The sequence below is a fragment of the Streptomyces sp. E11-3 genome (assembly GCF_046540415.1).
GTDB lineage: Bacteria > Actinomycetota > Actinomycetes > Streptomycetales > Streptomycetaceae > Streptomyces.
Map to the genome: position 1 here is coordinate 914,654 of NZ_JAZGRL010000001.1, position 20,938 is coordinate 935,591.

A 20,938-nucleotide genomic window follows, 5' to 3' on the forward strand; every position below is an offset into this window, starting at 1 on the left:
CCCGCCGACTCCCCCGGCGAAGCAACCGCCCCCGAGCCCATCTCCTCCGACACCACCTACGTCGACACCACTCCCGTCGACACCACCGAAGGGAACACCCCCAGATGACCAGCCGCGACACCGGCGACACGGCCTGGGTGCTCGATCCGATCCTGGAGATCCCGCACGTCCTGGCCGCCGTCCTGCTGACCAGGGACGGCCTGATCTCGGGATACTCCGCGGCCCTGTCGCAGGCCTCCGCCGAGCGCGTCGCCGCCATCACCAGCACCGTGCAGGGCGCCTGCCGTACCGCCGCGGCGGCCTTCGCCGACCAGGACAGCGCCGAGGTGCGCCAGGTGGTCATCGAGTCCGACCACGGCTACATCCTGGTCGCGCCCACCCCGCACGCCACCTGTGTGGCCGCCTTCGGCGACCCCGAGGTGCGGCTCGACCTGCTCGCCCACCGGGTCCACTCGCAGGTGGCGCGCCTCGGCGAGAAGGCGATGGCGGCCGCGCCCCGCGGAGCCGATGGCGGCAGCGGGGCATGACCGGCCGCCGGAGCGGCCGCCCGCTGGTCCCCGCCTATCTCGCCACCGGCGGGGTGGCGCGGCCCAGCCGCAACAGCCTGGAGCGGCTGTCGGTCCTGACCGGGGCCGACGGGCCGCTGCCCACCGAACTCCCCGCCGCCCAGCTCTCCTTGCTGGAGACGCTGGACGGCGGATCGCTCACCGTGGTGGAGTCCGCGGCGCTGCTGGAGCTGCCGGTCTCCGCGGTACGGGTGCTTGCCGCCGCGCTGATCGACCAGGGTCTGGTGAGCGCCCGCCCGCCGATTCCGTTCGCCGCCCAGCCCGACACCGACCTGCTGAAGAGAGTCGCCGATGGCCTCCGCGCCCTCAAGGTATAGCGCCGCGCGCCCCAGCGGCTCGGGCCAGAGCGGTCCGCATCTGCCGGACAGTGCCCGCGAGTTGGTGAAGATCCTGGTGACCGGGCCGTTCGGGGTCGGCAAGACGACGCTGATCGACTCGGTCTCCGAGATCCGTCCGCTGCACACCGAGGAGCAGCTGACCGAGGCGTCGGCGAACGTGGACGACCTGGCCGGCGTGCGGGACAAGGCGACCACGACCGTCGCCATCGACTTCGGGCGGATCAGCCTCGCGGGCGGGATCGTGCTGTATCTCTTCGGCACCCCCGGCCAGGAGCGCTTCCGCTCGCTGTGGGAGGACATCGCCCACGGGGCGCTCGGGGCCCTGGTGTTGGTCGACACCCGGCGGATCGACGCCTCCTTCGACGTGCTCGGCCTGGTGGAGGAGATGGGGTTGCCGTACGCCGTCGCGCTCAACACCTTCCCCGACTCACGCCCGTACACCGAGGAGCAGTTGCGCCGCTCCCTGGACCTGGAGCCGGACACGCCGATGGTGACCTGCGACGCCCGGGACGGCCACTCCTCGATCGACGCACTGCTCTCCCTCGTCCAGCACCTGATCGCCCGCAACAGCCCGGAGACCTGGTGAACTACCCCGCCCCCGCAGAAGCGTTCTCGCTGTCCGCGCCGGTACGGCTGTGGGAGGACGGTTTCGCCGCCGACCCGCACCGCTACTACGCGGCGCTCAAGGCCCAGGGCCCGATCGGCTGGGCGGAACTCGCGCCCAGTGTCCCGGCGTACGTCGTCACCGACCGGCGCGCGGCCCTGGACCTGCTGCACGACGACGCGACCTGGTCGCACGACCCGCGCCCGTGGGAGGTCACGGTCGCCGAGGACGCGCCGATCCTCGGCATGATGCGCTGGCGGCCCAACTCTCTGTTCGCGGACGGCGAGGCGCACATCCGCTACCGGCGCACCCTGGTCGACGCCTTCGACCTGGTGGAGCCGCACGACCTGCGCGAGCGGGTGCACCGCGCGGTGGACATCCTGGTGGCCAGGGTCGGCCCCGAGGGCCGCGCCGACCTGGTCGCCGACTTCGCCCGCCCGTTGATGGCGCTCGTCTTCAACAACCTGTTCGGGCTGCCGGACAGCGAGAGCGGACGGCTGGGCGGCGCGCTCGGGCAGATGATGGAGGGCGGTGAGGCGTCCGCCCAGGGCGAGGCCGAGTACGGCCGTTACGTCCTGGAGCTCGTCGGCGCCAAGAGCGCCCAGCGCGGCGACGACCTGACCAGCTGGCTGCTCGACCACCCCTTCGGCCTCACTCCCGAGGAGGTCACCTGGCAGGTCTTCCTCACCCTCGGCGCGGGCTACGAGCCGACCGCCAACCTGGTCTCCAACGCGCTGTCCCGCATCCTCGGCAACCCCGCCTACTACTCGACGCTGACCAGCGGTTCGCGGCCGGTGATGGACGCCGTCGTCGAGGTGCTGCGGTACGAGACGCCGCTGTCCAACTACGGCATCCACTTCGCCCGTGAGCCGCTGAGCTTCCACGGCGTCTGGGTCCAGGCGGCGATTCCGGTGGTCGTCTCGTACGGCGCGCTCGGGCACTTCGCCGAGCGGGAGTTCGCCGGAGCCCACCACCCGCACGACGCCTCGCACCTGTCGTGGTCGGCCGGTGAACACGCCTGCCCGGTCAAGCAGCACACACTGCTGATCGCCACGGAGGCCATCGAACGACTCACCCAGTGGCTCCCCGACCTGGAGCCGACCACCCCCCGCGAGCGCCTCACCTGGCGCCCGGGCCCGTTCCACCGCTCCCTGACGGCGCTGCCCGTCCGCTACACCCCCCGCACCCCCGACCAGCCAGGAGACTCAGCATGACCGAGCCCACCCGTGTGGCCCTCGACCCGTTCGGTGCCGACATCCCCGCCGAGAGCGCCCGGCTGCGCGCGCTCGGCCCCGTGGTACCCGTCGAGCTGCCAGGCGGGATACCGGCCTGGGCACCCACCGGGTACGACACCCTCAAGAGCCTGATCCTCGACCCCAGAGTCAGCAAGGACCCGCGCCAGCACTGGTCGCTCTGGTCCGAGGTGGGCCAACACCCGGCCTGGGGCTGGGTACTCGGCTGGGTCGGCGTGGTCAACATGCTGTCAACGTACGGCCCCGACCACACCCGGCTGCGCAAGCTGGTCGCCCCCAGCTTCACCGCCCGCCGCACCGAGGCGATGCGCGCCCGGGTCGAGCAGATCACCGCCGAACTGCTGGAGTCCCTGGACACCACGGCCGCCGCGGCGGAGCCGGCCGGCACGGTGGACCTGCGGGACGGGTACGCCCACCCGCTGCCGATGCGGCTGATCTGCGAGCTGTTCGGCGTCCCTGACGATCTGGTCGGGGACACCGGACGACTGATCGCCGCCATCATGGACACCTCCGACCCGAGCCCGGAACACGCGGCGTTCGTGCAGGAGCAGATCGGCACCGTGCTGGGCAAGCTGATCGGCTTCAAGACCGAGAATCCCGGCGACGACCTGACCACCGAGCTCATCAAGGTCCGGGACGAGGAGGGCGACCGGCTCAGCGACGAAGAACTGCTCTACACGCTGCTGCTGGTCATCGGCGCCGGGTTCGAGACCACGGTCAACCTCATCGGCAACGCCGTGGTGGCCCTGCTCACGCACCCGGAGCAGCTGGCCGCGGTGCGCTCCGGCGAGATCGGCTGGGACGCCGTCGTCGACGAGGTGCTGCGCGTGCACCCGTCCATCGCCACGCTGCCGCTGCGCTTCGCGGTCACCGACATCACCGTGGACGGGGTGACCATTCCGGCGGGCGACGCGATCGTGACCACGTACGCCGCCGCGGGGTACGACCCTGAGCACTACGGCGCCGACGCCACCGAGTTCAATGCCTCCCGTGGCGCCGACGACCACCTGGCCTTCGGCATCGGCGTGCACCGCTGTATCGGCGCGCCGCTCGCCAAAGTGGAGGCGCTGACCGCGCTCCCGGCGCTGTTCGAGCGCTACCCGGACCTCCAACTGGCCGTCAAGCCGGACGAGTTGCGGCAGGTGCCGTCGTTCATCGCGTACGGCTGGCAGGAGATCCCGGTGCGGCTGCACGGCTGAGAGCCTGTCTTTGAACCCCCGTCGTCCGCGCGGAGCGCGGGCGCAGCGCCCGCCGCGAAGCGGCTTATGTCCCGGCGGTGCGTGCTCTCGGCGTGCGGCGGTACAGGTCATGAATGGGGTCTCCCCTGCTCAGGGGGGCACCTCCCGCTCGAGCGGAGCCGAGAGTGGGGGAGAAGCCGAGAGCTTGGGGAAGGAGCCACCTGTCCTGCGGCGCCGTGCGGCGAGAGTGCGTGCCGGGCGTCGGGGCGCAGGCGGGGGTTCAAAGACAGGCTCTCAGGCTTGGCGCGGCCCGCCCTTCTGGGGCGGGCCGGATGCCGGGCGCTACGGCGCCAGCACGTCCAGTTCCGCCATCGCGCCGACGGTGATCTCGCGGGTCAGCCGCTCCGCGCGCTCGGCGTCCCGCGCCCGTACCGCCTCCGCGACCCGTACATGCAGGGTCACCGCCGCCGGGTCGGGGTCGGTGAACATCACCCGGTGCTCGGTGCGCCCGGCCAGCACCTCGGCGACCACATCGCCGAGCTTGGCGAACATCTCATTGCCCGACGCCCGCAGGATGACGTGGTGGAACGCCACGTCATGCACCAGATAGGCGTCCAGTTGCTGGCCGCGCGAGGTGGCCACCATGCCCAGTGCGTGCCGCGTCAGCTCGGCGCACTGTTCCGACGTGGCCAGCCGGGCCGCGAGTCCCGCGGCGACCGGTTCGATCGCCGAGCGCAGCACGGTCAGCGAGCGCAGTTGGCGTGGCCGGTCGGAGCCCGCCAGGCGCCAGCGGATGACCTGCGGGTCGAAGACGTGCCACTCCTCGGTGGGACGCACCGTCACCCCGACCCGGCGCCGTGACTCCACCAGGTGCATGGACTCCAGGACCCGTACCGCCTCGCGGACGACCGTGCGGGACACGTCGAAGCGCTGCTCCAGCTCGTCGGTGCGCAGGACCGTCCCCGGCGGGTACGCGCCCGAGGTGATCTCGGGCCCCAGACGTGCCAGCAGCTTCCCGTGCAGGCCCCGCCCGTCGCTGGTCATGGGTCTCCCGTGTCCGTACCGCCTGCGCTCCACCCCGTACGGCTCTCACCTTACGTGGTCACCCGCCCTCGCAAATAAGTATGACGTTTTGATTGCGAGCTCTTGAATACGTCATACATATGAGCTTGTGTTTGCTCCGGCATCGAGGTCGAAGAAGACAGCGAGGTTCCAGATGTCCACCCCCCATGTCGTGGTCGTGATGGGCGTGTCCGGTACGGGCAAGTCCACGGTCGGCGGCCTGCTGGCGGACGCGCTCGGCGTTCCGTACGCCGAGGCCGACGCGTTCCACCCGCCGGCCAACATCGCCAAGATGCGTTCCGGCACCCCGCTCGACGACAGCGACCGGGAGCCCTGGCTCGACGCCATCGGCGCCTGGGCCGCGAGCCGCGCCGGACGCGGCGGTGTCGTCAGCTGCTCCGCGCTCAAGCGCGCCTACCGCGACCGGCTCCGCGCCGCCGCGCCGGGTCTCTTCTTCGTCCATCTGACGGGCGACCGGGCATTGATCGCCGAGCGGCTCGCCGCGCGTCGCGACCATTTCATGCCCGGCACCCTGCTCGACTCGCAGTTCGCCACGCTCGAACCGCTCCAGGCGGACGAGCACGGCACCGCGGTCCCCGTCACAGCGGCCCCCGAGGCCCTCGTGGCGCGGGCGTCCGCGGCCCTTACGGACAGGCTCGGGCCCGGCCCGGACACCGCAGGTCTGGAGAATTCGATGGAGTGTTCTCATGGAAGCAATTGAGCCGGCGTACGGCACCGCCACGCTGCTGCTGATCGCGGCGGGCGCCGTCGCCCTGCTGCTGTTCCTGATCATGAAGGTGAAGCTGCACGCCTTTGTGTCGCTGGTCCTGGTGAGCGTGATCACGGCGGTGGCCGTGGGCTTCCCGCTCGCCGACATCCCCGGCGTGCTGAAGTTCGGCTTCGGGGACACGATCGGCTCGGTCGCGCTCCTGGTGGCGTTCGGCGTGATGCTGGGGCGGCTGCTCGAAGTCACCGGCGGCGCCCAGGTGCTGGCCGACACGCTGATCGGCCGGTTCGGCGAGAAGAGAGCACCGCTCGCGCTGGGTGTGGCCGCGCTGCTCTTCGGCCTGCCGATCTTCTTCGACGCCGGTCTGGTCGTCTTCCTGCCGATCATCCTCACGGTGGCCCGCCGCTTCGGCGGCTCCCTGCTGCTGTACGCGCTGCCCGCGGCCGGAGCCTTCGCCGCGATGCACGCGATGACCCCGCCGCACCCCGGCCCGGTCGCCGCGGCCGAGGTGCTCGGCGGCAACATCGGCGTCACCATGCTCGTGGGCGTGCCGATCGCCGTGATCGCCTGGTACGTCGGTGTGCTGCTGGTCTCCCGCTTCCTGGGCGCCCGTATCCATGTCCCCGTACCGGAAGTCCTCTTCGGTGAGGTCAGGGACGGTCAGGGGAACAGCGCGGCGGAGCGCGAGGGCGACGGGGAGGCCGCGCTCGACCGGAGGCCGCCGTCCTTCGGCATGGTGCTCCTGCTGCTGCTCGTGCCGCTGGTCCTGATCTCGTTCAACACCGTCCTGAGCACGCTCGTCTCGGCCGATGTCCTCGACGAGGGACAGGGCTGGGTCGCGTTCCTGAGCCTGCTGGGCAACACCCCGATCGCGCTGCTGATCACGGTCCTGATCGCGATCGCCATCCTCGCCATGCCGCGTGCCTCCTCGATGTCGCAGGTCACCAAGACCCTCGACGGCGCGCTCGGCCCGATCTGCTCGATCATCCTGATCACCGGCGCGGGCGGGATGTTCGGCGGCGTCCTGAAGTTCAGCGGCATCGGCGCGGCGCTCAGCGACTCGCTCTCCGACCTCGGGATGCCGCTGATGCTGCAGGCGTTCGTCATCGCCACGCTGCTGCGGGTCGCGCAGGGCTCGGCGACGGTGGCGCTGACCACCGCCTCAGGGCTCCTAGCGACCTCGGTGGCCGACGCCAACCTGGGTGACTTCCAGATCGCCCTGATCGTCGTCGCGGTCGCGGCGGGCGCCACGGTGCTCTCGCACGTCAACGACTCCGGCTTCTGGCTGGTCAGCCGGTTCTTCGGGATGGACGAGAAGACGACGCTGAAGACCTGGACGGTGATGGAGACGACGCTCGGCATCTCGGCGTTCCTGGTCGCGCTCGGCCTGTGGGCCGTCGTGTGACGGGCCCTGGGTTACGTCGCGGCACGCGAGAAGGTGAGGGGCCATCCTCGGATGGCCCCTCACCTTCACCCTCTCCTCGCGGTCAGCGCAGCTGGGCCAGGGCGTCTTCCACGGCGCGGTGGAAGGTCGGGTAGGCGTAGATCATGTGGCGCAGGGGGTCGACGGGAACCCTGGCCTGGATGGCCACCGCGAGCCCGTACAGCACCTCGCCGCCCGCCGGGCCCGCGGCCGTGGCGCCGACCAGAATGCCGCGGTCGGCGTCCTCGACCACCTTGACCAGGCCCTCGTTGCCCGCCTTGTGGATCCAGCCGCGCGCCGATGACGGCACCCGGGCGATCCCCGTACGCACCCGCAGCCCCCGCTCCCTGGCCTGTGCCTCGCTCAGGCCGACCGAGGCGACCTCGGGATCGGTGAAGGTGACCCGGGGAAGGGCCCGGTAGTCCGCGGCGGGGCCTTCCTGGTCGAGGACGGAACGTACGGCGATCTCCGCCTGGTACATCGCCACATGGGTGAAGGCGCCGCGCCCGGTCACATCGCCCACGCCCCACAGGGCGGGCGCGGCCCGCATGTGCTCGTCCACCTCCAGGGCGCGGGCCGCCGGGTCGAGGCCGACGGTGTCCAGGCCGAGGCCGCTGAGCTCGGGGCGGCGTCCGGTGGCGACCAGCAGGTGCTGGGCGGTGAGTTCCTCGCCGCCGTCCAGGGTCAGGGTGAAGGTGGTCCCGTCGTGGCGTACTGACGCGGCCCGCGCCCCGGTGCGTACGACGAGGCCTTCGGCCCGCAGCACATCGGCGATCAGCTCGCCGCTCTCCGGCTCCTCCAGCGGCAGCACCTGGTCGAGGGCTTCGACGACCGTGACCTGGGTGCCGAACCGGGCGAAGGCCTGAGCGAGTTCGAGGCCGATCGCGCCACCGCCGAGCACGAGCAGCGAGCCGGGCGGCTCCTTGGCGGCGACAGCATCGCGGTTCGTCCAGTACGGGACCGCCTCCAGGCCGGGGATCGGCGGGGCCCAGGAGCGGGTGCCGGTGGCGATCACCACACCGCGCCGGGCCTGGTATGTCTCGCCGTTCACCGACACCCGCCCGGGTCCGGTCAACCGCCCGCGGCCGCGCACGAGGTGCCCGCCCTTGGCCGTAAACCGGTCCACGGCCACCTGGTCGTTCCAGTCGTCGGTGGCCTCCGCGCGGATCCGGGCCGCGACCGGCGCCCAGTCGGGGGTGACCTCCGCGTGCCCGGCGACGCCGGGGATACGGCGGGCCTCGGCCAGCAGGTTCGCGGCACGGATCATCATCTTGCTCGGCACACAGCCCCAGTACGGGCACTCGCCGCCGACCAGCTCCGCCTCGACGCCGGTCACCCGCAGCCCGGACTCAGCCAAGCGCCCGGCCACCTGCTCACCACCCGGCCCCATCCCGATCACCACGACATCGGTGTCCTGCGTCATCCGGCTCAACCTCCTCGGTCCCGCACAACCGGTACGCCCGGTTCGCTGCGCGTACCGGAAACCCGGCGACCCCGCCGCTTCCTTCCCTCACCGGGACAGGTGGTCAACCCGGGGGATGGACCCGATCGGCCCTGTGCCCAGCATCGTGACGGAGCGACGATGGCGCCAGAACCACCCCCGCGCAGAAGAGGACGTATCGACATGGGCTACGACCGGACCGTCCGTCTGGACCGCGACTTCGCCACCACCGTCACCGCGGTCCGCGAGGCCCTGGCCGCACAGGGCTTCGGCATCCTCACCGAGATCGACGTCACCGCGACGCTCAAGGCGAAACTCGGCCACGACATGGAGGACTACCTGATCCTCGGCGCCTGCAACCCGCCCCTGGCCCACCAGGCCCTGGAGGTCGACCGCACCATCGGCCTGCTGCTGCCCTGCAACGTCGTCGTCCGCGCGGACGGCTCCGGCACGGTGGTGCAGGCCATGGACCCGGGCACCCTGGTCACGCTCACCGAACTGCCCGCCCTCGAACCGATCGCGGCCGAAGCCACCCGCCGCCTCGACGCGGCGCTGGCCACGCTCACCTGAGACCCCGCACCCGCACCCGACAGTGGCGAGTCGGCCCCGGAAAGGGCCACTCGGCCCCTGTGTCGGGCGTGGCCGGGGTCGCGAGAGTGGATCTATGGGGACGCGTATGCGGATGGCCGTCATCGGGGTCGGCAACGACTTCCGGCGCGATGACGGCGTGGGCTGGGCCGTCGTGGCCAGACTGCGGGAGCGGTCGGCGGCGCGCCCGCTGCCGCCGGGCACGGTGCTCGCCCTCTGCGACGGCGACCCGGGGCGGCTGATCGGTCTGTGGGAAGGCGCCGACCTGGCGGTGGTCGTCGACGCGGCGCACGCGCATCCCGGCACCCCCGGCCGCGTACACCGTCTTGAGCTGGACTCCGAGCGGCTCAGCCAGCCGCCGACGACCAGCTCGCACGGGCTCGGCCTGGGTGAGGCCGTCGAGCTGGCGCGGGTGCTCGGGCGGCTGCCCGGCCGACTGGTCGCGTACGCCGTGGAGGGCGCCGACACCTCCATGGGCACCGGGCTCACGCCCGCGGTCGCGGCCGTGGTGGCGCCGCTCGCCGAGAGCGTGGCGGCCGAGATCATCCGGCACAGCGGTGCCGCGGCACGGGGGTGAGCCGCTGTGGTGCGTTCCGTACGCCGTTTCGAAGTGACCGGGATCGTCCAGGGCGTGGGCTTCAGGCCCTTCGTGTACCGCACCGCCACCCGGCTCGGCCTGGACGGCTGGGTGGCCAATGTGGACGGGCATGTGGAGGGCCTGGTGGCCGGGGCTTCGGGCGCGGTGGAGGAGTTCGGGGGGCGGCTGCGCCGGGATGCGCCGGTCCTCGCGGAGGTGCGCCGCGTCCGTATGAGCACTACGGCCGAGTCCGGACCCGCGGTGGGATCCGGTTTCGCCGTTCTGTCGAGCGGCCCCACGGGGGTACCGGCCACAGCGCGCGAGATCCCGCCCGACGCGGCGATCTGTGCGGCGTGCCTGGCCGAGCTGTTCGACGCCGGTGACCGCCGCTACCGCTATCCGTTCATCAACTGCACCGACTGCGGGCCCCGGGCCACGGTCATCGAGGACCTGCCGTACGACCGGATCCGGACGACCATGCGCCACTTCCCGCTGTGCGTGCCCTGCGCCACCGAGTACGCGGACCCGGGTGAGCGGCGTTTCCACGCCGAGCCGCTGGCCTGCCCGGCGTGCGGGCCCCGGCTCTGCTGGGGCGAGTTGACGGGCGAGGCCGCGTTGAAGGCCGCGGTGTCCGTCGTCGACGCGGGTGGGATCGCCGCGGTGAAGGGCCTTGGGGGCTATCAGCTGGTGTGCGACGCGACCGACGCCGCGGCCGTGGGCGAGCTGCGGCGTCGCAAGCGCAGGCCAGGGAAGCCGTTCGCGGTGATGGTGGCGGATCTCGCGGCGGCGGGGCGGTTGGCGCGGATCGGCGGCACGGAACGTACCGCGCTCACCTCTCCGGCGCGGCCCGTCGTCCTGCTCCGAGCCCGCGCCGGGGCCCGCGCCACACTCGCGGCCGGTGTCCATCCCGGTACCGACCGCGTCGGACTGTTCCTGCCCACCACCGGTCTGCACCATCTGCTGCTGCGCGACGTCGGCCGACCGCTCGTCGTCACCAGCGGCAATCTCGCCGATGAGCCCATCGCCGTCGACGACGCCGAAGCACTTGCCGCCCTAGGGGGCGTCTCTCCGATCTTCGCGGATCAGCCCGCGGCGGCTGGTGCGGTACATCGGCGTGCGGCCGGATCGCCCTCGTACTGGACGTACTTGGGTGATTCGGCCGTGCGTCGAAGGGGGTCCCTCCCTGCTCAATGGGGTCTCCCCTGCTCGAGCGCAGCCGAGAGCTTGGGGAAGCAGTCGAGAGCTTGGGGGCGCGTGCCAGGCGTCGCGGGCCCGCGAAGATCGGAGAGACGCCCCCTAGCCCCGGTCGCCGACGGGTTCCTCGGTCACGACCGGCCCATCCAGGCCCGCTACGACGACTCGGTCGTCCAGGTGACCGGCCGCACCGTACTCACGGTGCGGCGGGCGCGCGGACTGGCACCCGCCCCCCTCCCGCTGCGGGTGCCGGCGCCCGTGCCGCTGGCCGGAGCGGGCGCCCAGCTCAAGCACACCTTCACGCTCGCCGCCGCCGACCGGGCCCATGTGGGCCCGCATACGGGCGACTTGGCGGATGTGGCGACGTACGACGCCTTTCTCACGTCGTACGCCGGGCTCAGGCGGCTCACCGGGATCACACCACGCGTCATCGCGCACGACCTGCACCCGGGCTATCTCTCCACACAGTGGGCGAAGGAGCAGCCCGTGCGCCGCATCGGGGTGCAGCACCACCACGCCCACGTCGCCGCGGTCGCCGCCGAGCACGGCCTCACCGGGCCGTTCACCGGGGTCGCCTACGACGGGCTCGGGTTCGGCGACGACGGCACCCTGTGGGGCGGCGAGATCCTGGTCGCCGACCTCGCGGGCTACCGGCGCGTGGGCCGGTTCGCGACCGCGCCGCTGCCCGGTGGGGAGGCGGCGGTGCGGCATCCGTGGCGGATGGCGCTCGGCTACCTGTACGGAGCCGAGCCGCTCGGGACGCCCCGACCGCACGACTGGCTGACCCGCGAGTTCACCGGGCGGCTCGACCACCGTGCCGTGGACACCGTGCGCGCCATGGTGGAGCGTGACCTGAACTGTCCGCGCGCCTCCAGCGCGGGTCGGCTCTTCGACGCGGTCGCGAGTCTCATCGGGCTTGCGGACAGCGTGAGTTACGAGGGTGAGGCGGCGGTGCGCCTGGAGGCCGCGGCGGGCAGCCAGCGGGTACTGCCGCTGGACCACCGCCTCGTACGGGCCGACGGGCTGTGGGTGTACGACCCGACCCCGACCCTGGTGGACCTGCTCGACCGCCTGGCCGCCGACGAACCCGTGGGCCGGTGCGCCGCCGCCTTCCACACCACGCTCGCCGCCGTCACCGCGGAGCTGGTCGCCCGCGCCGTGGCCGAGGGCGCTCCACGGACCGTCTGCCTGGCCGGTGGCTGCTTCACCAACCGGCGGCTGCTGACCGAGGTACGCCGCCGTCTGCGTGCCCAGGGCCTGCGCGTCCTGGTGGGCCGTGCCGTCCCGGTCGGGGACGGCGGCATCAGCTATGGACAGGCCGCGGTCGCGGCCGCCCGTCTGGCGAGGGAGTGATCGGCATGTGCCTGGGTATCCCGGGTCGCGTACTGGAGATCGACGACAGCACCGGACTGCGCATGGCCACCGTCGACTTCGGCGGCATCCGGCGTGAGGCCTGCCTCGCGTACACACCCGACGCGGATGTCGGCATGTACGTCATCGTGCACGTCGGCTTCGCGATCACGACGGTCGACGAGGCGGAGGCCGAGCGCACCCTCGATGTGCTGCGCGCCATGGCCGGGGCCGTCGAGGGCGAGTTGGGCGAACCGCTGCCGGGCTGATCCCGCTCCACTTCCGGGCGGGCGGGGCCGAGCGGCCCAGGCATGTGCCCGAGCAGCCCCTGGGGGCGGCGGCCCCGGCGCCGGACGCTGAGGGTGGCAAGCCACCTACGAAGGGGCCATGATGACCGACGTACCGGGGACCGAGGACACGGTCCACGCTCTGCTCGCCGACGGTACGACCGTGCGCATCCGGCCGGTTGACGCCTCCGACCGTGCCGCCGTGCTGCGGTTGCACGAGGACATGTCGGCGGAGAACCTGCGCTGGCGGTTCTTCGGACTGAGCCGGACGTCGGCCCAGCTGGCCGCTGACCGGATGTGCCGCCCACAGGGGTCGGCCTACCGGGCGCTGCTTGCCGAAACCGAAGCCGAGGGGTGCCTGATCGGCGTTGCCGAGTACGAGCGGGCGCCGGCCGGATCCGCGGCGAACACCGCCGAGATCGCGCTCGCCACCGCGGACGACTGGCACCACCGTGGCGTCGCCACGCTGCTCCTGGAGCACCTGGTGTCCGCGGCCCGCGCGGACGGCATCACCGCGTTCACCGCCGACGCGCTCGCCGAGAACCACCGGGTCCTGAAGGTCTTCGCGGATCTGGGGCTGCGCACCGCGCGCCGTTTCGACGGAACCGAGGTGCACTGCACCGTTCAACTCGCCCAGAACAACCACTACTTGAGCGCGGTGGACGCACGCGGCCGTACCGCAGGAGTCGCCAGTCTGACACCGCTGCTGCGACCGCGGTCGATCGCCGTGATCGGGGCGGGCCGCAAACCCGGCTCCGTGGGGCGGGCGATTCTGCGCAATCTGTGCACGGGTGGGTTCAGCGGCAGGCTGTACGCCGTCCATCCGACGGTCACGTCCCTGCTGGGGGTACACGCCTTCCCCTCGGTGAGCGCGCTGCCGCAGGCCCCGGACCTGGTGGTGGTCGCGGTGCCCGCGTCCGAGGTGCCGGGGGTCGCCGAGGAGTGCGGGAAGCTGGGCGTGCACGCGCTGCTCGTCATCTCCGCGGGCCTGGACGCCGAGCAGGGGCGGACACTGCTGGCCGCCTGCCGCAGCCACGGGATGCGCCTGGTCGGACCCAACTGCCTGGGCATCGCCAGCACCCACGAGGCGGTGCGCCTGGACGCGACGTTCGCCGCCGCCCATCCCAGGCCGGGCACGGCCGGTGTGGCCGTGCAGTCGGGCGGCGTCGGCATCGCCCTGCTCGCCGGTCTGGAGCGGCTCGGTATCGGGGTGTCCAGTTTCGTCTCGCTCGGCGACAAGTACGACGTCAGCGGCAACGACCTGCTGCAGTGGTGGGAGTCGGACGGATACACCGATCGGGCGCTGCTGCACCTCGAATCGTTCGGCAGCCCGCGGGCGTTCTCGCGTACGGCCCGTCGGGTGACCCGGCGGATGCCGATCCTGACGGTGGACGCCGGGCGGACGGAGGCCGGTCGGCGGGCGGCTGCCTCGCACACGGCGGCCGCCGCCACGACGACGATGACGCGGCAGGCGCTGTTCAGCCAGGCCGGGATCACCGCCACCCGCACCATTCCCGAACTCCTGGACGCTGCCGCCCTCCTGCACTCCCAGCCGCTGCCGCCGGGGCGCCGGGTCGCCGTGGTCACCAACGCGGGAGGCACCGGAGTGCTGGCCGCTGACGCCTGCGCCGAGGCCGGTCTCACCGTCCCACCGCTGGGCACCGACCTGGTCGGCGAGCTGCTGGAGACACTGCCGCGAGGTGCGGTCGCCACCAACCCCGTCGATGCCACCGCCGCCGTCACCGAGGAACAGCTGCGCACCTGCCTTGACCGCATCGCCGAGAGCGGCGCGGTGGACGCGATCCTGGTGGCGCTGGTGCCCACCGCGCTCGCCGCGGCGACCGGCGACGACCTCGTCCGCGCCCTCACCCACGCACCCGGACGAGGTCGCTCCAAGCCGGTCGCCGCAGTCCTCGTCGACCAGGAGCAGCGGGTGCGTCCGCTGGCCGGCGCTGACGGCACCCTGCCCGCGTACGCCGATCCGCAGTCCGCGGCCCGTGCCCTCGCACACGCCGCGGACCGGGCCGCCTGGCTGGCCCGGCCGCCGGGCAGCGTGCCCGCGCTCGACGGTGTGGACACCCCCCGGGCCCATGGGGTGGCCGAGACCTGGCTGGAGCACCACCCGGACGGCGGCTGGCTCGACCCGCTCACCTGCGCCGAGCTGCTGGACTGCTACGGCATCCCGCAACTGCCCTGGGGCTGGGCCCAGAGCGAGGACGACGCCGTCCTCGCGGCGGAACGGCTCAAGGGTCCTGACGGCCTGGTGGTGCTGAAGGCCCACTGGCCGGGCCTGCTGCACAAGAGCGAACTGCACGCGGTCCACCTCGACCTGCGCGGCGATGCCCAGGTACGGGCCGCCTACCGGGATTTCGAGCTGCGCTTCGGGCACCTGATGACCGGTGTGGTGGTGCAGCCGCTCGCCCGGCGCGGCATCGAGCTGTTCGCGGGCGTCGTCCAGGACGAGGTGTTCGGGCCCCTGGTCCTGTTCGGCCTCGGCGGTACGGCGACGGAGGTACTCGCCGACCATGCCGGGCGGCTGGCCCCGCTCACCGACCACGACGTCCACGACCTGATCACCTCGCCACGCTGCGCACCGCTGCTCTTCGGCCGAGCTGGCGGCGGTCCGGTCGACCTGGAGGGTCTGGAAGGGCTGCTGCTGCGGATCTCGCGGATGGCGAGCGATCTGCCGCAGCTGGCCGAGGCCGACTTCAACCCCGTCCTGGCCTGGCCTGGTGGCGTCACCGCGCTCGACGTCCGGGTGCGGCTCGCGCCCCGCAAGGCCAAGGACCCCTATCTGAGGCGGCTCCGCTGAGGAGCCGGCCCGCGCCGAGAAGGAGAGCACCCATGAAGCACAGCAAGATCGGCTCGGTGATGACGAGCGAGGTCGTGCACGTCCGCTACGGCACCCCCTTCAAGGAGGTCGCACGGCTGCTCAACGAGCACCGGATCAGCGGCCTGCCGGTGGTGGACGCCGACGAGAAGGTGGTCGGTGTGATCTCCGAGACCGACCTCATGGCCCGGCAGGCGACCGACCCGCCCAAGACCGAACACCGGTTCCACTGGCCGCACCTCACTCCCGGCAGCCGTACGCGGAGCACCAAGGCGCATGCCCGTACGGCCGGGCAGCTGATGTCCAAGCCGGCCATCACGGTGCACGCCAAGGACACGATCGCCGAAGCGGCCCGCACGATGGCCGGCCACCGCGTCGAGCGCCTGCCCGTCGTGGACGAGGAGGACCGCCTGGTCGGCATCGTCACCCGTCGCGACCTGCTCCAGGTGTTCCTGCGCCCGGATGAGGCGATACGCCGCGAGGTGATCGACGAGGTGCTCGTACGCACCCTGTGGCTGGGCCCCCGGGCCATCGACGTCAAGGTGAACGAGGGCGTCGTGACGCTGGACGGGAAGCTGGAACGGCGCAGCGAGACCCCGGTGGCGGTGCGCATGACCCGGCAGATCGACGGGGTGGTGGCCGTGGTCGACAAGCTCACCTACCGCTTCGACGACTCCCGGCTGCCGCCGTCCGAACAGGCGCTGCACGGCATCGCCGACGACTGGCTGCGCAAACTGTGAGGAGGCACAGACCATGACACGCACGGTACTCATCGCCTACGGCACGAAGAACGGCTCGACCGCCGAGATCTCCTATGCGATCGCCGAGGTCCTGCGTGAGGGAGGCTTCACGGCACAGGTACGGCCCGCCGCGCTGGTCGGGGACCTCCGCCCGTACGACGCGGTGGTCATCGGTGGCGCGCTGTACATGGGCCTCTGGCATCGCGACGCCCGCCGCTTCGCCCGCCGCCACCGCCGGTCCCTCACAGCGGTGCCGGTGTGGCTGTTCAGCAGTGGACCGCTGGACGGCTCGGCCACCGAGAAGGAGATCCCACCGGTGCTGGGGGTACGTCGCCTGGCGCGCCGGGTCGGCGCCCGCGGGCACGCCACCTTCGGCGGCCGGCTGGAGGAGGGCGCCAAGGGCCGCATGGCCCGGAGGCTCATCAAGAACGGGCAGGGCGGTGACTTCCGCGACTTCACCCAGATCAGGGCGTGGGCCGCGGACATCACCACGGAGCTCACCAAGAACCTGTCCTCGCCCGGCACGGGATGAGCGGCCGCCGAAAGAGGTGAAACGGCCACTCGGCAGGACCATTGGCCCCTGCCCCTACCAGGCCGCAGCCAGCACGCTGATGGTGTCGCACAACGGTCGAAGGAGGGTGCGATGTCCGCCATCGAAGCCACGGCAGTCCTCGACCGGGCAGGACTTGACGCCCTGGTCGCGGCACTGGTGGCGGACGGCCGTACCGTCATCGGGCCCACGGTCCGAGGCGGCGCGATCGTGCTCGCCGAGCTCGACAGTGCCGAGCGGCTCCCGTGGGGCTGGGGCACGGAGCTGGAGGCCGGGCACTACCGCCTGGTGCGCCGCGAGGACGGGGCGGCCTTCGCCCACACCTCGGGGCCGCAGTCCTGGAAGACGTTCCTGCACCCGCAGCGGCAGAAGCTGTGGGGCGCGGACCGCGGGCCGGAGGGGGAGCTTTCCGTGCACGCGGAGCAGACCGAGCAGCCGTCGTACGCCTTCCTGGGCGTCCGCCCCTGCGATCTGCGGGCGATATCCATCCAGGACCGGGTACTCGTCGGGGGGCACTACCAGGACAGCGGCTATCAGGAACGCCGGAGGGGAGCGTTCCTGATCCGGAGGGGAGCGTTCCTGATAGCCGCCGAGTGCACCGAGCCGGGAGCGACCTGCTTCTGTGTCTCGATGGGCGCGGGCCCTGCGGCGGGCCCCGGCTACGACCTGGCCCTGACCGAGGTCATCGACGAGGCGGGTCATCGCTTCCTCGTACGCGTCGGCAGCGAGGCCGGGGCCGAGCTGATCGCCGAAGTCCCGCACCGCACAGCGGACACGGCGACGCGGACGGCCGCCGAGGGTGCGGTCGAGCAGGCCAGGGACCGTATGGGCCGCTCCATGCCCCCGGTGAACCTGCGCACGCTCATGGGCGACAGCCTTTCCGCCGACCGCTGGGACGAGGTCGCCGCGCGCTGTCTGACCTGCGGCAACTGCACCATGGTCTGCCCCACGTGCTTCTGCACCACCACCGAGGAGGTCACCGACCTCACCGGCGACCACGCCGAGCGGTGGCAGCGCTGGGACTCCTGCTTCGACCTGGACTTCTCGCACATCCACGGCGGGCCGGTGCGGACATCGCCACGCAGCCGCTATCGCCAGTGGCTCACCCACAAACTCTCCACCTGGTACGACCAGTTCGACTCCTCGGGCTGTGTGGGCTGCGGCCGCTGCATCACCTGGTGCCCGGTCGGCATCGACATCACCGAAGAGGTCACCGCGTTGAACGACGCACGTGCGGGGGCACCGGACGAGGAGGCAGGGCGATGACCGCCACGCCCGTGCCGTACCGGGTGATCGACCGCCGGCGGGAGACCTCGGACACGGTCACGCTCCGTCTGGACCCGGTCGCCGAGGCCCTGCCGGGCTTTGTGCCGGGGCAGTTCGCGATGGTGTACGCCTTCGGGCGGGGCGAGATCCCCGTCTCGGTCAGCTCCATCGGGACGACGGGCGTTCTGGCGCACACGATCCGCCGGGTCGGCGCGGTCTCCGACGGGCTGTACGAAGCGCGGGTCGGGGACGTCCTCGGGGTGCGCGGCCCCTACGGCACCGGGTGGGAGCTGGAGAAGGCACTCGGCCAGGACGTGCTGGTCGTCGCGGGCGGTATCGGGCTCGCCCCGCTGCGGCCGCTCATCACGGACGCGATCGCGGACGCGCAGGCGTACGGGCGCATCAATGTCCTGGTCGGTGCCCGTACCCCGGACGATCTCGTCTGCCGCGCGGAGACACGGCTGTGGCCGACCACGTACACCGAGGTCACCGTCGACCGACCCGACGCCCACTGGACGGGCGAGGTGGGTCTGGTGACCCGGCTCCTGGACCGGGCCCGCTTCGCCCCCGACAGCACCACCGCCTTCGTCTGCGGGCCCGAACCGATGATCCGCGCCACCGCCCGCGACCTCGCCCACCGAGGCGTGCCACGCGAGCGCATCCGCGTCTCGCTGGAGCGGAACATGCGCTGCGCCACGGGGCACTGCGGACACTGCCAGCTCGGGCCGCTGCTGCTGTGCCGGGACGGCCCGGTCGTCGGCTGGGACCAGGCCGAACACCTGCTGTCCGTAAAGGAGTTGTGACATGGCTGCGCCCACTCTGGCCGTCTTCAAACTGGCCTCCTGCGACGGGTGCCAGCTCACCCTGCTCGACTGCGAGGACGAACTCCTCGCGCTCGCCGGGCAGGTGAAGATCGCGCACTTCCTGGAGGCGTCCAGTGCGGTCAGTCCGGGACCGTACGACCTGTCCCTCGTCGAGGGCTCGATCACCACGGCCGCGGACGCCGAGCGGATCCGCGAGATCCGGGCGAACTCCCGGCATCTGGTCACCATCGGCGCCTGCGCGACCGCGGGCGGCATCCAGGCGCTGCGCAACTTCGCCGATGTCGACGAGTTCCGCCGCACCGTCTACTCCCGCCCGTCACCCGACCACCACCCCTCAACGAGGCGCTCCGCGCCGCCCCGTTCGATGGACTACATCGACACGCTCGCCACCTCCACCCCCGTATCGGCCCATGTGGACGTCGACTTCGAGCTGCGCGGCTGCCCGATCGACCGTGGCCAGCTCCTTGAGGTCATCACCGCCTACCTGGCGGGCCGTAAACCCGACATCCCCCGGCACAGCGTGTGCTTCGAGTGCAAGCGGCGCGGCACGGTCTGCGTCACCGTCGCCCATGGCACCCCCTGCCTTGGCCCGGTCACGCAGGCCGGGTGCGGGGCGATCTGCCCGGCGTACGGGCGGGGCTGCTACGGCTGCTTCGGCCCGGTCGGCTCGGCCAACCTGCCCGCTCTCATTCCGCTGCTGGACCGCGACGGCATGGACGAGAAGGACATCGAGCGCTTCCTGCACACCTTCAACGCTGCCGCCTTCGACAAGGAGGACCGGTCGTGACGCACCGTGGCTCGCGCGTCCTGCACGTCGGCTCGCTCTCGCGGGTCGAGGGCGAGGGCGCCCTGCACCTGACGGTCCAGGGCGACGCGGTCACCGAGGCGCGGCTGCGGATCTACGAACCGCCGCGCTTCTTCGAGGCGTTCCTGCGCGGCCGCGCCCACACCGAACCACCCGACATCACCGCCCGGGTGTGCGGCATCTGCCCGGTCGCCTACCAGCTGAGCGCCTGCGCGGCCATCGAGGACGCCTGCCAGGTCACCGTTGACCCGCGGATCCAGGAGCTGCGCCGACTCCTGTACTGCGGCGAGTGGATCGAGAGCCAGACCCTGCACATCTACCTGCTGCACGCCCCGGACTTCCTGGGCTGCGACAGCGCCATCGAGCTGGCGCGCACCCACCGCGCGGAGGTCGAGCGCGGGCTCCGCCTGAAGCAGGCGGGGAACGCGATCCTGGAACTGCTGGGCGGCCGCGCCATCCACCCGGTCAACGTCCGCGTCGGCGGCTTCCACCGCGCACCCTCGCCCCTCGAACTGAAGCCGCTCGCCCAGCAGTTGAGGCGTGCGGCGGACGACGCCTGGGAGACCGTACGCTGGGTCGCCGCCTTCGACTTCCCCGACGCCGAAATCGACGCCGACTTCCTGGCGCTGGCCAGCCCGGGAACGTACGCCATCGACAGCGGCACGCCGGCCGTGCTCCGCGCCGACGGACGGTCCGAGACCTTTCCCATGGGCGACTTCCCGAACCGGGTCCGCGAAGAGCACCTGCCGCACTCCACCGCCCTGCACTCCCGCCTTGACGGACGGCGCCACCTCACCGGGTCCCTCGCCCGCTTCGCGATCAGCGGGCGCCAGCTGTCGCACACGGCCGTCGAGGCGGCCCGCGAGGCCGGGCTCGGGGACCCCCGCGCCGGTGCGGTGTGCCGCAACCCGTTCCGGTCGATCCTGGTGCGGGCGGTGGAGGTGGTCTACGCCGTCGACGAGGCACTGCGCATCATCGAGAACTACCAGGAGCCTCAGCGCCCGTACGTCGAGGTGCCCCCGGCCGCCGGCACCGGCCACGGCGCCACCGAGGCCCCGCGCGGGCTGCTCTACCACCGCTATCTCCTGGACGCCGAGGGCACGGTCACCGACGCCCAGCTCGTGCCGCCCACGGCGCAGAACCAGGGGGCGATCGAGGAGGACCTGCGCCGTGTCGCCGAACGGGCGCTGAACGAGCGAACCGTCGACGACGACGCCCAGCTGACCCAGCTGTGCGAGCGGGCCATCCGCAACCACGACCCCTGCATCTCCTGCTCCACCCACTTCCTCGACCTCACCGTCGAGCGCCGCAGCACCAGTTGAGGAGGCACACCGT

20 protein-coding genes are annotated in these 20,938 nt (G+C 72.2%); 18 read left to right on the forward strand and 2 right to left on the reverse strand.

The annotated features are described in order from the left end of the window. The first annotated feature begins 104 nt into the window (after positions 1–104). The 5 genes from U9R90_RS04035 to U9R90_RS04055 are packed head-to-tail and all read left to right on the forward strand — an operon-like array spanning position 105 to position 3,960. Entirely contained in the window at positions 105–527 is a 423-nt protein-coding gene (locus tag U9R90_RS04035; RefSeq protein ID WP_411054972.1) for a roadblock/LC7 domain-containing protein, read from the forward strand. Beyond that, entirely contained in the window at positions 524–883 is a 360-nt protein-coding gene (locus U9R90_RS04040; protein WP_411054973.1) for a DUF742 domain-containing protein, read from the forward strand. The genes U9R90_RS04035 and U9R90_RS04040 overlap by 4 nt, the downstream gene beginning before the upstream one ends. Continuing rightward, positions 858–1,490: a GTP-binding protein gene (locus U9R90_RS04045; protein WP_411054974.1), complete on the forward strand. Its 633-nt coding sequence runs from the start codon at positions 858–860 to the stop codon at positions 1,488–1,490. Before U9R90_RS04040 ends, U9R90_RS04045 begins: the two co-directional genes overlap by 26 nt. Further along, positions 1,487–2,722, forward strand: coding sequence for a cytochrome P450 (locus U9R90_RS04050; protein WP_411054975.1), 1,236 nt, complete (start codon positions 1,487–1,489; stop codon positions 2,720–2,722). The genes U9R90_RS04045 and U9R90_RS04050 overlap by 4 nt, the downstream gene beginning before the upstream one ends. Beyond that, the gene (locus U9R90_RS04055) at positions 2,719–3,960 is read left to right on the forward strand and encodes a cytochrome P450 family protein (RefSeq protein WP_411054976.1); all 1,242 of its coding nucleotides are present in this window, start codon (positions 2,719–2,721) and stop codon (positions 3,958–3,960) included. The genes U9R90_RS04050 and U9R90_RS04055 overlap by 4 nt, the downstream gene beginning before the upstream one ends. A 321-nt stretch (positions 3,961–4,281) precedes the next feature. Here U9R90_RS04055 and U9R90_RS04060 read toward each other — a convergent pair whose 3' ends face one another. Further along, positions 4,282–4,983 (reverse strand): FadR/GntR family transcriptional regulator, encoded by a 702-nt coding sequence (locus tag U9R90_RS04060; protein WP_411054977.1) that lies wholly within the window; start codon positions 4,981–4,983, stop codon positions 4,282–4,284. 172 nt (positions 4,984–5,155) lie between these two features. On the opposite strand from U9R90_RS04060, the gene U9R90_RS04065 reads away from it, so the two are divergent. Then, positions 5,156–5,722, forward strand: coding sequence for a gluconokinase (locus tag U9R90_RS04065; protein WP_411054978.1), 567 nt, complete (start codon positions 5,156–5,158; stop codon positions 5,720–5,722). Beyond that, positions 5,709–7,133, forward strand: coding sequence for a GntP family permease (locus U9R90_RS04070; protein WP_411054979.1), 1,425 nt, complete (start codon positions 5,709–5,711; stop codon positions 7,131–7,133). The genes U9R90_RS04065 and U9R90_RS04070 overlap by 14 nt, the downstream gene beginning before the upstream one ends. An 82-nt stretch (positions 7,134–7,215) precedes the next feature. Here U9R90_RS04070 and U9R90_RS04075 read toward each other — a convergent pair whose 3' ends face one another. After that, the gene (locus tag U9R90_RS04075) at positions 7,216–8,574 is read right to left on the reverse strand and encodes a dihydrolipoyl dehydrogenase family protein (protein ID WP_411054980.1); all 1,359 of its coding nucleotides are present in this window, start codon (positions 8,572–8,574) and stop codon (positions 7,216–7,218) included. Between the two features lie 201 nt (positions 8,575–8,775). Between U9R90_RS04075 and U9R90_RS04080 the strand changes: the two genes are divergently transcribed. The 11 genes from U9R90_RS04080 (at position 8,776) to U9R90_RS04130 (ending at position 20,925) form a co-directional block, all read left to right on the forward strand. Then, positions 8,776–9,162, forward strand: coding sequence for a DUF302 domain-containing protein (locus U9R90_RS04080; protein WP_411054981.1), 387 nt, complete (start codon positions 8,776–8,778; stop codon positions 9,160–9,162). Positions 9,163–9,256: 94 nt separating this feature from the next. After that, the gene (locus U9R90_RS04085; protein WP_411054982.1) at positions 9,257–9,757 is read left to right on the forward strand and encodes a hydrogenase maturation protease; all 501 of its coding nucleotides are present in this window, start codon (positions 9,257–9,259) and stop codon (positions 9,755–9,757) included. A 6-nt stretch (positions 9,758–9,763) separates the two neighbouring features. Beyond that, entirely contained in the window at positions 9,764–12,304 is a 2,541-nt protein-coding gene (locus U9R90_RS04090; protein WP_411054983.1) for a carbamoyltransferase HypF, read from the forward strand. 5 nt (positions 12,305–12,309) lie between these two features. Further along, positions 12,310–12,570 carry a HypC/HybG/HupF family hydrogenase formation chaperone gene (locus U9R90_RS04095; protein ID WP_411054984.1) on the forward strand — a complete coding sequence of 87 codons (261 nt, stop codon included), beginning with the start codon at positions 12,310–12,312 and terminating at the stop codon, positions 12,568–12,570. Positions 12,571–12,691: 121 nt separating this feature from the next. Next, positions 12,692–15,400, forward strand: a complete 2,709-nt coding sequence (locus U9R90_RS04100; protein WP_411054985.1) for a GNAT family N-acetyltransferase — start codon at positions 12,692–12,694, stop codon at positions 15,398–15,400. Positions 15,401–15,432: 32 nt separating this feature from the next. After that, positions 15,433–16,158, forward strand: coding sequence for a CBS domain-containing protein (locus U9R90_RS04105; RefSeq protein ID WP_411054986.1), 726 nt, complete (start codon positions 15,433–15,435; stop codon positions 16,156–16,158). 13 nt (positions 16,159–16,171) lie between these two features. Continuing rightward, positions 16,172–16,690 (forward strand): flavodoxin domain-containing protein, encoded by a 519-nt coding sequence (locus U9R90_RS04110; RefSeq protein ID WP_411054987.1) that lies wholly within the window; start codon positions 16,172–16,174, stop codon positions 16,688–16,690. A 111-nt stretch (positions 16,691–16,801) separates the two neighbouring features. Then, entirely contained in the window at positions 16,802–17,974 is a 1,173-nt protein-coding gene (locus U9R90_RS04115; RefSeq protein ID WP_411054988.1) for a 4Fe-4S dicluster domain-containing protein, read from the forward strand. After that, the gene (locus U9R90_RS04120; protein ID WP_411054989.1) at positions 17,971–18,777 is read left to right on the forward strand and encodes an FAD/NAD(P)-binding protein; all 807 of its coding nucleotides are present in this window, start codon (positions 17,971–17,973) and stop codon (positions 18,775–18,777) included. Before U9R90_RS04115 ends, U9R90_RS04120 begins: the two co-directional genes overlap by 4 nt. A gap of 1 nt (position 18,778) precedes the next feature. Continuing rightward, a complete protein-coding gene (locus U9R90_RS04125; protein ID WP_411054990.1) occupies positions 18,779–19,585 on the forward strand; it encodes an oxidoreductase in 807 nt (268 codons plus the stop codon). Next, positions 19,582–20,925: a Ni/Fe hydrogenase subunit alpha gene (locus U9R90_RS04130; RefSeq protein WP_411054991.1), complete on the forward strand. Its 1,344-nt coding sequence runs from the start codon at positions 19,582–19,584 to the stop codon at positions 20,923–20,925. The genes U9R90_RS04125 and U9R90_RS04130 overlap by 4 nt, the downstream gene beginning before the upstream one ends. Positions 20,926–20,938: the final 13 nt, after the last annotated feature.

Coding starts and splice junctions, on each gene's coding strand:
- U9R90_RS04115 (WP_411054988.1), top strand. CDS start 16,802: ATGTCCGCCATCGAAGCCACGGCAGTCCTCGACCGGGCAGGACTTGAC.
- U9R90_RS04075 (WP_411054980.1), bottom strand. CDS start 8,574: ATGACGCAGGACACCGATGTCGTGGTGATCGGGATGGGGCCGGGTGGT.
- U9R90_RS04060 (WP_411054977.1), bottom strand. CDS start 4,983: ATGACCAGCGACGGGCGGGGCCTGCACGGGAAGCTGCTGGCACGTCTG.
- U9R90_RS04095 (WP_411054984.1), top strand. CDS start 12,310: ATGTGCCTGGGTATCCCGGGTCGCGTACTGGAGATCGACGACAGCACC.
- U9R90_RS04085 (WP_411054982.1), top strand. CDS start 9,257: ATGGGGACGCGTATGCGGATGGCCGTCATCGGGGTCGGCAACGACTTC.
- U9R90_RS04035 (WP_411054972.1), top strand. CDS start 105: ATGACCAGCCGCGACACCGGCGACACGGCCTGGGTGCTCGATCCGATC.
- U9R90_RS04105 (WP_411054986.1), top strand. CDS start 15,433: ATGAAGCACAGCAAGATCGGCTCGGTGATGACGAGCGAGGTCGTGCAC.
- U9R90_RS04065 (WP_411054978.1), top strand. CDS start 5,156: ATGTCCACCCCCCATGTCGTGGTCGTGATGGGCGTGTCCGGTACGGGC.
- U9R90_RS04040 (WP_411054973.1), top strand. CDS start 524: ATGACCGGCCGCCGGAGCGGCCGCCCGCTGGTCCCCGCCTATCTCGCC.
- U9R90_RS04070 (WP_411054979.1), top strand. CDS start 5,709: ATGGAAGCAATTGAGCCGGCGTACGGCACCGCCACGCTGCTGCTGATC.
- U9R90_RS04045 (WP_411054974.1), top strand. CDS start 858: ATGGCCTCCGCGCCCTCAAGGTATAGCGCCGCGCGCCCCAGCGGCTCG.
- U9R90_RS04110 (WP_411054987.1), top strand. CDS start 16,172: ATGACACGCACGGTACTCATCGCCTACGGCACGAAGAACGGCTCGACC.
- U9R90_RS04120 (WP_411054989.1), top strand. CDS start 17,971: ATGACCGCCACGCCCGTGCCGTACCGGGTGATCGACCGCCGGCGGGAG.
- U9R90_RS04055 (WP_411054976.1), top strand. CDS start 2,719: ATGACCGAGCCCACCCGTGTGGCCCTCGACCCGTTCGGTGCCGACATC.
- U9R90_RS04080 (WP_411054981.1), top strand. CDS start 8,776: ATGGGCTACGACCGGACCGTCCGTCTGGACCGCGACTTCGCCACCACC.
- U9R90_RS04125 (WP_411054990.1), top strand. CDS start 18,779: ATGGCTGCGCCCACTCTGGCCGTCTTCAAACTGGCCTCCTGCGACGGG.
- U9R90_RS04100 (WP_411054985.1), top strand. CDS start 12,692: ATGACCGACGTACCGGGGACCGAGGACACGGTCCACGCTCTGCTCGCC.